Below are 12,379 nucleotides of genomic sequence, written 5' to 3'. Positions count from 1 at the left end.
CGTTTTACGCGAGACACTTCCATGTCAGATACAACACAACTACCTGCGTTTATCGCTGCGCTGGACCGCGCTTCGGAGTGGTTCGGACGTAGCCTTGCGTGGCTGATCATCATTATGATGTTGATTCAGTTCGCGATTGTACTGCTTCGTTATATTTTCAGCGTTAACAGTATTTTTATGCAAGAGCTGGTGATGTACATGCACGCCAGTGTCTTTATGCTCGCTGCGGCCTATACCTTTCGCCACGATGGCCATGTGCGTGTCGATATCTTCTATCGTGGAATGACGCCCCGTCGCCAAGCGCTGGTTAACATCGTGGGTATTATCACGCTGTTGATGCCTGTGATGGTTTTTGTCATCGCTTCCAGCTTGGGCTACGTCGCTAACTCCTGGCGTATTATGGAAACCTCCTCCGATTATGGTGGCATTCCAGCCGTCTTTGCACTGAAAACGTTAATACCGCTCTTTGCCATGCTAATGATACTGCAAGGTGTCATTGAGGTAGTGCGCAATGGCTATGTATTTACTGGCCGGATACCCCCATCTGTTGGTGATGACAACCGCCTTGAGGAGCGCGTTTGATGCTGGAATTTATGCCGCTTGTTTTATTTGCCACCATTTGCATCGTGCTGATGTTTGGCTTTCCTGTAGCGCTTTCATTAGCAGGTACCGCGCTACTGTTTGCAGGGATGGGCCTAGGCCTTGAGACCATCGGCGTAGACGCCAATTTCGATAGTGGTTATCTCGCCGCGTTGCCCAACCGGCTTTACGGCATTATGACCAATCAAACGTTATTGGCAGTGCCATTATTTGTCTTAATGGGCGTTTTATTGGAGAAGTCCAAAGTCGCAGAAACACTGCTTGATGCAATGGCGCTGCTGTTTGGTGCCATGCGTGGCGGATTAGGTATTTCAGTGACATTGGTAGGTATGTTGATGGCAGCATCTACCGGCATTGTGGGGGCCACCGTGGTTACCATGGGGCTTATGTCGCTACCTACCATGCTAAAGCGCGGCTATAGCACCTCGCTGGCGACCGGCACCATTTGTGCGACCGGCACGCTTGGCCAAATCATCCCGCCCTCCATTGCATTGGTACTGCTTGGCGATGTGCTGTCGTCCGCTTACCAGCAGGCACAGCTCTCGATGGGTATTTTCAGTCCTAAAACGGTCTCTGTAGGTGATCTGTTTATGGGCGCGCTGGTGCCGGGGTTACTCCTGGTCGTTATGTACATGATTTACGTGGCCCTGGTCGCGTGGTTGCGCCCGCAAATGGCGCCTGCCGCAGACCGTGAAGAGCTCATGGCGGAGCTTGGGCATACTTCCGGCCTTGGGATGCTGTTGTTGAAAGGCTTAGTACCGCCCGTGGTGCTCATTGTGGCAGTGCTTGGCTCGATTTTAAGCGGCTTTGCAACGCCTACCGAAGCGTCGGCTGTCGGTGCCTTTGGTGCCCTGGTGCTGGCCATTGCTTATCGTCAACTGGATTGGGCAACGCTGAAAGACGTGCTGCGTTCAACTACCCATGTGACGACCATGGTGTTTATGATTTTGATTGGTGCGGCGCTGTTTTCGTTGGTCTTCCGGGCCTACGGCGGCGAGCATATGGTCACCGACTTGTTCGAAGGTATGCCTGGTGGAGTGGTGGGGGCGACTATTATCGTAATGCTGGTCATCTTCCTACTTGGCTTTATTCTCGACTTTATCGAAATCACGTTTGTGGTGGTGCCCATCGTTGGGCCGATTCTGCTGGCCATGGGGCTTGACCCAATTTGGCTGGGCATCATGATCGCTATTAACCTGCAAACGTCATTCTTAACCCCGCCGTTTGGCTTTGCGCTGTTTTATCTGCGCGGCGTAGCGCCACCCTCGGTACCGACCTCGGCAATTTACCGTGGGGTTATCCCGTTTATCCTGATGCAGCTTGGCATGTTGCTGATGCTAACGTTTTTCCCGCAGTTGGCCACATGGCTACCTACTCAATTTTAGGCTACGTCTTTTTGATTAGTGGCGAGTTGAAAGCTATCGTGACTATCAACGCAACTAAGTGGCAACCTTAATCAAAAGCAGCCAAGCTGCATAAACTAACGGCTTGTAACAAACCGCCTAGCCAATTGGGCTAGGCGGCCTTCTCCTACCTATAACAGTAATAATAGAAGCAAGAGGGTTAATGTATGAAAGCCAATGCTTTACCTGTCGCCATTGCGATGACAACCGCTCTATCCACTAGTTTGCTGGTGGTTTCAAGTTTTGATAATCAAGCTCAGGCACAAGAAAATTTCCGCTGGAAAATGGTCACTTCCTGGCCGAAGAACTTCCCAGGTGTGGGGCAGGGTCCTGAGCGGCTCGCGCAACTGGTGGACGAGATGTCCGATGGTCGCCTGACCATTGAAGTGTTTGGCGCTGGCCAGTTGGTACCTGGGTTTGAGGTCTTTGATGCTGTGTCTGACGGCACTGCTGAGCTTGGCCACTCTGCTTCTTATTACTGGAAGGGCAAAGCCCCTGAAGCACAGTTCTTCGCTGCCGTGCCGTTTGGCATGAACGCACAGGAAATGAATGCCTGGCTGCATTTTGGCGGTGGCATGGAGTTGTGGAACGAAGTTTACGAGCCTTTTGGTGTGGATGTCATGGTGGCGGGTGCTTCTGGCGTGCAAATGGGTGGCTGGTATAACAAGGAAATCAATTCGATTGAGGACCTTGATGGCCTGAAAATGCGTATGCCAGGCTTAGGTGGTGAAGTGATGAGCCGTATGGGCGTCGCCATTGTGAACATGCCGGGTGGCGAAATCTTCACATCACTTCAGTCAGGTGCCATTGATGCGACGGAATGGATTGGCCCCTATAATGATTTAGCGTTCGGTCTGCATCAGGCTGCCGATTATTACTACTATCCTGGCTGGCACGAGCCGACAGTGATGTTTGAAACCATCGTCAACGAAGAAGCCTTAGCCGAATTGCCCGCTGATTTACAGGCTATTTTGACGACCGCAGTGCGCGATATTAATGCAAACGTGCTTGATGAATACACCGCGCGTAATAACGATGCGTTGGAGACGTTGGTCAACGAGCATGAGGTTGAACTGCGCCGTATTCCTGATGACGTGTTGGCTCAGGCCCGTGAGCATTCAGAAGACGTTATTGCTGAATTGGCTGAATCAAGCGAGCTGGGCACACGGATTTATGAGTCGTACCGTACCTTCCAGGATAAGGTCGGAAACTATCATGCGATTTCTGAGCAGGCATACTACAACGCACGTAATCCAGAAGGTGACACAACGCAGTAACGGCTCAATAGCGATGTAGCTATACTATTAGCATACTACTCTCGTTGAACACGCAATGGCTGCCTCTTAGGCGGCCATTGTTTTGGTTAAGAAGCCCTGTTTGGCGTTGTATTTGGGTATTTTAGAACACGACTGAACCGTTAATTAAGGAACACCATGTCCAACGATTCCCGCCTTCGCAATGTACTGACAATCGCAGGATCTGACCCCTCTGGTGGTGCTGGCTTGCAGGGTGATCTGAAAACTTTTTCGGCGCTGGGTGTCTACGGCACCAATGTCATCACTGCTGTCATCGCTCAAAATACCTGTGGTGTGGCTTCCGTGTATCCGGTTTCGCCTCACGCTATTCGCGAGCAGTTAGAAAACCTGATAAATGATGTGGCGTTAGACGCCGTTAAAATTGGCATGGTCGCCAGCCGGGAGGTTGCCGAAGTAATCGCTGACGTATTGCGGCAAAACCGCCCCCGCTGGATCGTGCTGGACCCGGTAATGGTGGCCAAAAGCGGTGATATTCTGGTCGATGACGCAGGCATTCGTGCCGTGCGCGATATATTGGTACCGTTGGCTGACGTAATTACGCCCAATTTGCCTGAAGCTGCTGTTCTGTTAGATGCCGAGTCACCGAATTCGCTGGATGACATGGAAGCGATGCTACCAGCGCTAATTGAGTTGGGCGCGCCTTATGTGGTGCTGAAAGGTGGGCACCTGCGCGGAGATACCTGTCCTGACTTACTGGCAACCCCGGACGGCCACACATGGCTTCCTGCTTCGCGTATTGACACTGACAACCTGCACGGCACGGGCTGTGCTCTCTCGTCTGCGATCACTGCGTGTCTAGCAAAACTACCCGCCGATGCGGCGCCAAACGCACCTAAGCAAGCGATTGGTGAAGCCAAGTTGTGGCTACATGCTGCATTAGAAGCGAGCACGCGGCTAAGTGTCGGTCATGGGCGTGGGCCGGTGCACCACTTTCATGCGTGGTGGTGATGTAAATGACCTAGCGCCATAAAGGTGCCGAGCAGCAGTGTAAAAAGTAAGTCACACCTTGCAGTATGCGCCAACGGACACCATGCTGAACATTGCCTGTTTGGCTATCTCACGTGTTACTGACGGTGCCGACTTGATCGGCCAGGGAGTTGTGCCATGTCTCGCACGCTGCTGTTTGCCACGGACCTTTCTCAGGATAACCGCGCTGCGTTTGCTCGCGCTCTTCGGCTGGCCTATGCCCAAGGGGCGCAGCTCGACATTCTTCACGTCCTTGACCCTCACTTACCCCACCGTGTTCTTCACGACGTTGAAAGCGCGGTTAACGAAGATATCAGTGCCACATTGACCGACCTGCGCGAAGATTACGCGCTGGAAGCGCCTTCGCTGCTTATTCAAACCGTTGTGGGGGAGCCGCATGTTGAAATTGTGCGAGAAGCCCACGAACGTAATGCCTCGTTAATTATTATGGGTATGCACCGTAAGCGCGGTCAGAAAGATCTTCTTTTGGGCACCACTGTGATGCGCGTGATGAGAAGTGCGCCTTGTCCGGTGGTGGTCGCCTCTTATCTACCGACGCAGCCTTGGCAGCATATCCTGGTGCCGATCGATTTTTCGCTGACTGCTCGGCAAACACTCAGGGAAGCACTCATTCGCTTTCCAGAAGCGACGTTGACGCTACTGCATGCTTGGAGCTTACCTGGTGAGCGTGAGCTGGGCTCCCAGGCTAATTTTGCCCAGTGGCGAGATCACGAAGTAGAACGTTTACGCAGAACGCTGGATAACGAGATTGAGAGCTTGATGCGAGACCTTGACGGTGTCCCCGATATCGAGCTGGTGCTCGAACCAGGGCAGCCCTGTGATGTACTTCAAGATTACATGAAGCGACACACTCCCGATTTGGTGATTATTGGTAGCCGTGGCCAGCCCCAGCACACCAGCCAAGTGACTGAAATGCTGTTAGGCGAACCTCACTGCGACCTCATGCTGTGCCGCTCCTGGTAGTTGTTGTATGGGAACCTTTATTTAGGCGGTTTTCGCGATTCGCTACTGGGATAGAGCTAATCCAAACAAGGCTTTGTCTCAAGCCTATGCCAGCGATTACACTGCCCCTTGTTGGGATGATATCGTAAGGGGCAAGAGTGAAAGCACTGATTCAGCGGGTAAAAAACGCCAGCGTGGCGGTCGAAGGTAAGATGGTGGGGGCCATTGACCATGGTCTTTTGGCTTTAGTGGGCGTTGAAAAGGGCGACAGTGAGGCCGATGCTGAAAAACTACTGCATAAGCTGCTGCACTACCGCGTTTTCAGTGACCAAGAAGGCAAAATGAATCATAACCTTCAGCAGGCTAACGGGGGCTTACTGCTGGTATCACAGTTTACGCTGGCCGCTGATACTCGCAAAGGTTTGCGCCCCAGCTTCTCTAGCGCGGCACCACCTGCTGAAGGCGAGCGCCTGTTTGACTATTTGGTGGCTCAGGCATCCGCTGCCTGGCCCAACGTTGCAACCGGCCAATTTGGCGCTGATATGCAAGTGGCGTTAGTTAACGATGGGCCGGTAACGTTTATGCTTGAAAGCTAACCTAGTTAATTCGACTGGATTCAAAGCAGCGAGGATTAGCTAGCGTAGGGCTAAGCGTCTTCGCTGGCCAATAGCTCTGCTTCCATTGTTTCCAGCGCTTCCTCGGCGGCGAGCCACTGCTGCTCGGCGGTGTCCAAACGGCTTTTGATTTTCGCCTGTTGGGCAAGTGCTTCGGTCAGTTCTGCTTTACGAGCGCTGTCGGTATAAAGCGTCGGCTCAGCCAAAACAACTTCTACTTCTTCAAGCGCCTGCTGAGCTTTTTCCATGGTTTTTTCAGCTTGATCGCGCGCTTTTTTCAGTGGTCGCAGCTTCTCGCGCAGCTCTGCTGCTGCTTTGCGAGCGGCTTTTCGGTCACCGCTAGGCTGCTGACTTTGGCGTTCGTTTTTTTCGCTACGCGCATCGCGCCTGCCCTCTTCCAAACGCGCCTTTAACCATGCCCGGTAATCATCGAGATCGCCATCAAAGGGTTCAACACGATGGTCTGCTACCCGCCAGAATTCATCAACCGTGGCGCGCAGTAGATGACGGTCGTGCGACACCAGAATAACCGTACCCTCAAAGCTTGCCAGTGCCTCGGTGAGCGCCTCGCGCATTTCCAAGTCTAAGTGGTTGGTTGGCTCATCGAGCAGCAGCAGGTTGGGCTTCTGCCAGGCGACCAGCGCGAGCGCTAAGCGCGCCTTTTCACCGCCAGAGTAAGTACCAACTTCGCCAAAGGCGTCATCGCCCTTAAAGCCAAAACCACCTAGGAAGTTGCGAATTTCCTGGTCACTCGCCGTGGGAGAGAGCCGTTGCACATGTACAAACGGCGTCGTCGTCACGTCCAAGCTTTCCAGCTGGTGCTGGGCAAAATAGCCAATGGCTAAATGCTCACCTGGCACGCGCTTGCCCTCTAGCAGCGCAAGCTCACCGGTCAGTGATTTAATCAATGTCGATTTACCCGCGCCGTTGGGGCCTAACAGACCGATGCGGCTACCGGGTAATAATGTAATGTTGACCTTCTCTAGCTGCGCGACATCACCTGCTTCGCTGCGATAGCCAAGGGTCGCTTGGTCAAGCACAAGCAGCGGATGTGAGGTCTTATCTGCGGCAGGCAGCGTGAAGTGAAAAGGCGAATCTGTATGAGCAACAGCGATATCCCCCATACGCTCCAGCATTTTCACACGACTTTGCGCCTGCTTTGCTTTGGTTGCCTGGGCGCGAAAACGCGCTATAAAGCGCTCAATTTCTTCGCGGCGAGCCTGCTGTTTGGCTGCTTCTGCTTGCTGTAGAGCGAGTTTTTCAGCCCGCGTGCGCTCAAAGCGAGAGTAGTTGCCGCGGTAAAGCTCGAGTGTTTGGTGATGCATATGCACAATGTGATCACACACGGCATCCAGAAAGTCGCGGTCATGAGAAATCAGCAGTAACGTGCCTGGGTAGCGGGTTAGCCACTGTTCTAGCCAAAGCAGGGCATCGAGATCCAGGTGGTTGGTCGGCTCATCAAGCAGTAGTAAGTCGGAAGGCATAAACAGCGTGCGGGCTAGGTTCACCCGCATACGCCAGCCACCGGAGAAATCTGACAAAGGCCGCTTAAGATCCGTTTGCACAAATCCGAGCCCTACCAGCAGCTGCGATGCCCGCGATTCTGCCGTGTAGCCATCCAGGGTTTCGATAAGCCCATGCAACTCGGCTTCCCGATGCGCATCGTCTGCTTCGCGCGCGGCGAGTAGATCAGCCTCCGCTTGTCGCAGCGCATAATCGCCATCCAGCACGTACTCCACAATGGGACGATCCAGCGCTTCAACTTCCTGGGCCATGTGGGCTATCCGCTGACCGCCGCTCATCTCAACGTCGCCCTGGTCGGGGCCGAGCTCGCCTAGCAGAAGTTTGAATAAGCTCGACTTACCGGCGCCGTTTGCCCCGATAATGCCTGCCTTTATACCGCTGTGGAGCGTAAGGTCAGCGTTATCGAGTAGCGTTTGTGTACCCCGTTGCAGGGCGACTTGGCGCAGTGCGATCATGCATTCTCCCGAAAAAGTGGGTAAATCAATGTTCGATTCTAACCGATTCCAGCGCTTACAGCAGGCTCCACTATGGGATTTTGCACTGACATTTTATGCCCAGCCCGGAGTCGAGCAAGCATGCCTTGTTCTGCAAGATAGAGCAGGGGTGGATGTGTGTGAGCTGCTAGTGCATAGCTGGCTCTACCACTACGGTCTTCAGGTAACGCCTAGTGCGCTGTCAATGGAGCGCAAAGTGCGGGAGTGTTGGCAGCAGTCGGTCACCGCTGTTTTGCGGCAGTTGCGTCGTGATCTTAAGCCCCAAGCAGCAGAAAGTGAGGGGATTGCCCAGTTGCGAAAGACACTTCAGCAGGCCGAACTTCAAGCTGAGCGTGAGAACCTTCAACGCTGGCAGCACTGGATATTGCAAACGTCTGAGCTTAACCAGCGGTTAACAAACTGCGCTATAAGTAAGCAAGATGTTGCACAATGGCTGCAAAGTAAGCTGTTTTCTGATGGCCTTGCGTTTGATCAAGTAGTTGTGTCACCCGAGCGCGAGAACGTCAGAGAGGCGATTGCTATACTTGCGACACGGCTTGACCGCTACGAGCGACCGCGCTAGCCTGAAATTAAGCTATTTTTGAATAACGCGTGTTTTAAGGTTGTTATTGCTTGTGTAACTGTTTCTAAACGGATTCAAAAAGATAGGCTTTATGAATGATGGTTTTATAAATAGTTACTCTAAAGTCACTGGCAACTAACAGAGCGTTTAAGAGCGACACGCATTATACAAAAATTAAATATTGGCGCACTCGCATAGCGCGCTTACCACTGCTAGGGGAACTCTGCATGAAGGCAAGCAAGTTAATTTCGACTCGTTCAGTAACGACTAAGTTAATGACGACGGCGAGCGTTGGTGCACTACTATTTGGTCTCAGCGCAGCCGCTCAAGCAGATAACTGGCGTTACGCCCACGAAGAGTACGAAGGCGATGTCCAAGATGTGTTCGCTTACGCATTCAAAGAATATATCGAAGAGAATTCCGATCACAGCGTTCAGGTTTATCGTTTTGGTGAATTAGGTGAATCTGATGACATCATGGAGCAGACCCAAAACGGCATTCTTCAGTTTGTAAACCAGTCGCCTGGTTTCACGGGTTCTCTGATCCCAGAAGCGCAAATCTTCTTTATCCCTTACCTGCTACCAACAGATGAAGAAACCGTCCTGACTTTCTTCGATGAGAGTAAGGCCATCAACGAGGTGTTCCCAGAGCTCTACGCTGAGCAGGGCCTTGAGCTATTGAAGATGTACCCTGAAGGTGAAATGGTCATTACCACCGACGAGCCGATCAGCTCGCCGGAAGATATGAATAACAAGAAAATTCGTACCATGACGAATCCTTTGCTTTCAGAAACTTATGATGCCTTTGGTGCAACACCGACGCCGCTACCGTGGGGCGAAGTATATGGTGGTCTGCAAACCGGCATTATCGATGGTCAAGAAAATCCGATTTTCTGGATCGAGTCTGGCGGTTTATATGAAGTATCACCGCACCTTACCTTCACAGGTCATGGCTGGTTCACTACCGCCATGATGGCTAACCAAGACTTCTATGAAGGCTTGTCCGATGAAGACAAAGAGCTAGTTCAGGAAGCGTCTGATGCTGCCTATGATCACACAATCGAGCACATTAAAGGGCTAGCCGAAGAGGCATTAGCTAAAATCCAAGAAGCTTCGGATGAAGTCACTGTGACTCGTTTGGATGAAGAACAAATCCAGGCTTTCCGTGACCGCGCTCCACAAGTTGAAGAAGCCTTCTTAGAAATGACGGGTGATAAAGGTGCTGAGCTGCTGGAGCAGTTTAAAGCTGATCTCGAAGCTGTAACTAACGAGTAATTTACCGTTTAGTGCACTCATTTTGAACGGTAAATCACCTAGGGGGCAGCCAGCGCTGCCCCTTTTTTATTTTTATATGCACACCCGGTGCTGACAGCCACCTAGCAAAAAAAAGCGCGTAACCTTGCGTAAAACACAGAAAAATTTACGTACATCCAGCGTTGAAGCGGAAAGAGTTATTAACCGTTACGCTACAAAATGAGTAAGGCTGGACACGCTCCGTTCGGTGGTCAGTGAAAGAAGAGGCACTAGGTTTTTAATCGTTAGCTGCCACGCTGCATAAGAGGAGATCGGCCATGACCGAAGAAGAATCCGAAAAGAATTACAGCTCTGGTTTGCCCGGCATACTAGGCGTGATCGACACTGCAATTAGCAAAATCGAGTCAGTCATACTGGCGATGGGGGTTTTGCTAATGGCGCTGAATACGGTCACTAATGTTATTGCCCGCTTTGTATTTGGCAATAGCATTATGTTTTCAGGGGAATTAAACCGTATTTTGATCATTATGATTACCTTTGCGGGTATCGGCTACGCTGCTCGACACGGCCGTCATATTCGTATGTCAGCCATCTACGATGCCTTGCCTGTCGGGGGGCGTAAGGCATTGATGATAGGTATTTCGTTCTTTACCTCCCTCGTCATGTTCTTCCTGCTGTACTACTCCGTGGTGTACATCCTCGACCTTCAAAGCAAAGGTCGCGTGCTGCCGTCACTCGGGCTACCTATTTGGATCATTTATATCTGGGTACCAGTAGGTTTTCTCATTACGGGCATTCAGTACCTGTTAACGGCAATTAAAAACCTTACCTCTCGGGATGTATATCTCTCGACAGGGGTAGTTGATGGTTACAAAGACACCGAAACAGAAGTGTAAAGCAGGGCTTGCACTCTAGGGGAACGCTATGACGACGATAATGGTAGTCACCATGATTGCCCTGCTGCTGCTGGGCTTTCCTATGATGATCCCGCTGATCACGGCAGCGGTGATCGGCTTTTATATGATGTTTAACGGCTTCGGCCAAATGGATACGCTGATTCAACAGATGATGGCGGGTATCCGGCCTGCTTCGTTGATTGCGGTGCCGATGTTTATATTAGCGGCAGATATTATGACGCGTGGCCAGTCGGCCAATCGCTTAATTGATATGGTGATGTCCTTTATCGGTCATATCAAAGGCGGCCTTGCGGTCAGTACGGCGGCCTCCTGTACGCTGTTTGGCGCAGTTTCTGGTTCTACCCAGGCAACCGTAGTCGCGGTGGGCTCACCGCTGCGACCCAAGATGCTGAAAGCGGGCTATTCCGACCCGTTTACACTGGCACTGATTATCAACGCGAGTGATATTGCCTTTTTGATACCCCCAAGTATTGGCATGATCATCTACGGGGTTATTTCAGGAACATCCATTGGCGAGCTGTTTATTGCGGGTATTGGGCCAGGGCTTCTGATCCTGTTTATGTTCTCAGTTTATTGCATCGTTTATGCTGTGGTAAAAGGCGTGCCTACCGAACCCCGCGCTAGCTGGAAAGAGCGTGCCGTAGCCGTGCAGAAAGCACTGTGGCCGCTAGGCTTTCCAGTCATTATCGTTGGCGGTATCTACGGAGGTATTTTTAGCCCGACAGAAGCCGCTGCGGCCTGTGTGCTATATGCCGTATTGCTTGAGTTTGTGGTATTCCGTTCGCTCAAAATGAACGATATTTATGCGATTGCTAAATCCACCGGCTTAATTACCGCAGTGGTGTTCATATTGGTCGCTGTTGGTAATGGGTTCTCCTGGATAATTTCATTCGCGCAGATTCCACAAATGATTTTGGAAGCGGTAGGCGTCAATGAAGCTGGGCCGACAGGCGTACTGATTGCAATCTGTATCTCTTTCTTTGTCGCTTGCATGTTTGTTGACCCGATTGTGGTCATTCTGGTGCTTACGCCAATTTTTGCTCCGGCGATTGCGGCGACCGGTCTGGATCCTGTTCTGGTAGGTATTTTGATTACGCTGCAGGTAGCCATAGGTTCGGCGACCCCACCCTTTGGCTGCGATATATTTACCGCGATTGCGATCTTTAAGCGGCCTTACTGGGAAGTCATCAAAGGCACACCGCCCTTTATCTTTATGCTGATTTTAGCGGCGGCGCTGCTGATCATGTTTCCGCAAATTGCGCTGTTCTTGCGTGATATTGCCTTCCGCTAAGCAGTCACAAGGAGAACGCGGATGTTTAATCGCATTTTAATTCCCGTAGATGGCTCGAAAGGGGCGATTAACGCACTGGAGAAAGCGGTTGGCCTGCATATGCTCACCGGTGCCGAGCTTTATTTGCTGTGCGTATTTAAGCACCATAGTTTATTGGAGGCATCGCTTTCTATGGTGCGGCCGAATAAGCTGGATCTGCCTGATGATGCGCTAAAAGAGTACGCCACGGAAATTGCTGTACACGCTAAAGCCTACGCCATAGAGATGGGCGCAGACAGTGCGCGAGTAAGGGCGTTTGTGAAAGGTGGCCGCCCCTCGCGAACTATCGTGCGCTTTGCCCGAAAGAGGGAGTGCGATTTAATCGTGATCGGTGCTCAAGGAACCAATGGCGAGAAAAACCTGCTGTTGGGTAGTGTCTCCCAGCGCGTGGCGGGTGCGGCACACTGTCCCACATTGGTCGTTTAAGACACCAAACT

The 12,379-nt window shown here is 51.7% G+C and carries 12 protein-coding genes; 11 read left to right on the top strand and 1 reads right to left on the bottom strand.

All coding sequences use genetic code 11. The features are described from left to right. Positions 1-21: 21 nt before the first annotated feature. From NF683_RS06450 to dtd, 6 genes are all read left to right on the top strand, one after another. On the top strand, positions 22-582 hold the full coding sequence (locus tag NF683_RS06450; RefSeq protein WP_253921578.1) for a TRAP transporter small permease subunit: 561 nt from the start codon (positions 22-24) through the stop codon (positions 580-582). Further along, a complete protein-coding gene (locus NF683_RS06445; RefSeq protein ID WP_120386047.1) occupies positions 582-1,985 on the top strand; it encodes a TRAP transporter large permease in 1,404 nt (467 codons plus the stop codon). Before NF683_RS06450 ends, NF683_RS06445 begins: the two co-directional genes overlap by 1 nt. A gap of 185 nt (positions 1,986-2,170) precedes the next feature. After that, complete coding sequence (locus NF683_RS06440; protein WP_089040251.1) at positions 2,171-3,280, top strand: TRAP transporter substrate-binding protein; 1,110 nt, start codon at positions 2,171-2,173, stop codon at positions 3,278-3,280. 156 nt (positions 3,281-3,436) lie between these two features. Next, on the top strand, positions 3,437-4,267 hold the full coding sequence (gene thiD / locus NF683_RS06435) for a bifunctional hydroxymethylpyrimidine kinase/phosphomethylpyrimidine kinase (protein ID WP_193059349.1): 831 nt from the start codon (positions 3,437-3,439) through the stop codon (positions 4,265-4,267). A gap of 156 nt (positions 4,268-4,423) precedes the next feature. After that, complete coding sequence (locus NF683_RS06430) at positions 4,424-5,269, top strand: universal stress protein (protein WP_253921577.1); 846 nt, start codon at positions 4,424-4,426, stop codon at positions 5,267-5,269. Positions 5,270-5,406: 137 nt separating this feature from the next. After that, a complete protein-coding gene (gene dtd / locus NF683_RS06425) occupies positions 5,407-5,844 on the top strand; it encodes a D-aminoacyl-tRNA deacylase (RefSeq protein WP_253921576.1) in 438 nt (145 codons plus the stop codon). Positions 5,845-5,894: 50 nt separating this feature from the next. On the opposite strand, the gene NF683_RS06420 is transcribed toward dtd, so the two are convergent. Continuing rightward, positions 5,895-7,841 carry an ATP-binding cassette domain-containing protein gene (locus NF683_RS06420; protein ID WP_253921575.1) on the bottom strand — a complete coding sequence of 649 codons (1,947 nt, stop codon included), beginning with the start codon at positions 7,839-7,841 and terminating at the stop codon, positions 5,895-5,897. On the opposite strand from NF683_RS06420, the gene NF683_RS06415 reads away from it, so the two are divergent. The 5 genes from NF683_RS06415 to NF683_RS06395 all read left to right on the top strand — a co-directional run bounded on the left by NF683_RS06415 (position 7,840) and on the right by NF683_RS06395 (position 12,368). Next, on the top strand, positions 7,840-8,442 hold the full coding sequence (locus NF683_RS06415) for a TIGR02444 family protein (protein ID WP_253921574.1): 603 nt from the start codon (positions 7,840-7,842) through the stop codon (positions 8,440-8,442). The genes NF683_RS06420 and NF683_RS06415 overlap by 2 nt on opposite strands. A 227-nt stretch (positions 8,443-8,669) precedes the next feature. Continuing rightward, positions 8,670-9,716, top strand: a complete 1,047-nt coding sequence (locus NF683_RS06410; RefSeq protein ID WP_089040257.1) for a TRAP transporter substrate-binding protein — start codon at positions 8,670-8,672, stop codon at positions 9,714-9,716. Between the two features lie 296 nt (positions 9,717-10,012). Next, positions 10,013-10,591, top strand: a complete 579-nt coding sequence (locus NF683_RS06405; RefSeq protein WP_089040258.1) for a TRAP transporter small permease — start codon at positions 10,013-10,015, stop codon at positions 10,589-10,591. 28 nt (positions 10,592-10,619) lie between these two features. After that, complete coding sequence (locus NF683_RS06400) at positions 10,620-11,903, top strand: TRAP transporter large permease (protein ID WP_089040259.1); 1,284 nt, start codon at positions 10,620-10,622, stop codon at positions 11,901-11,903. Positions 11,904-11,924: 21 nt separating this feature from the next. Next, positions 11,925-12,368 carry a universal stress protein gene (locus NF683_RS06395; RefSeq protein ID WP_089040260.1) on the top strand — a complete coding sequence of 148 codons (444 nt, stop codon included), beginning with the start codon at positions 11,925-11,927 and terminating at the stop codon, positions 12,366-12,368. The last annotated feature ends 11 nt before the right edge of the window (positions 12,369-12,379 follow it).

The sequence above is a fragment of the Halomonas sp. MS1 genome (assembly GCF_024182575.1).
Taxonomy (GTDB): domain Bacteria; phylum Pseudomonadota; class Gammaproteobacteria; order Pseudomonadales; family Halomonadaceae; genus Vreelandella.
This window is presented reverse-complemented; position numbering and strand designations above follow the sequence as displayed.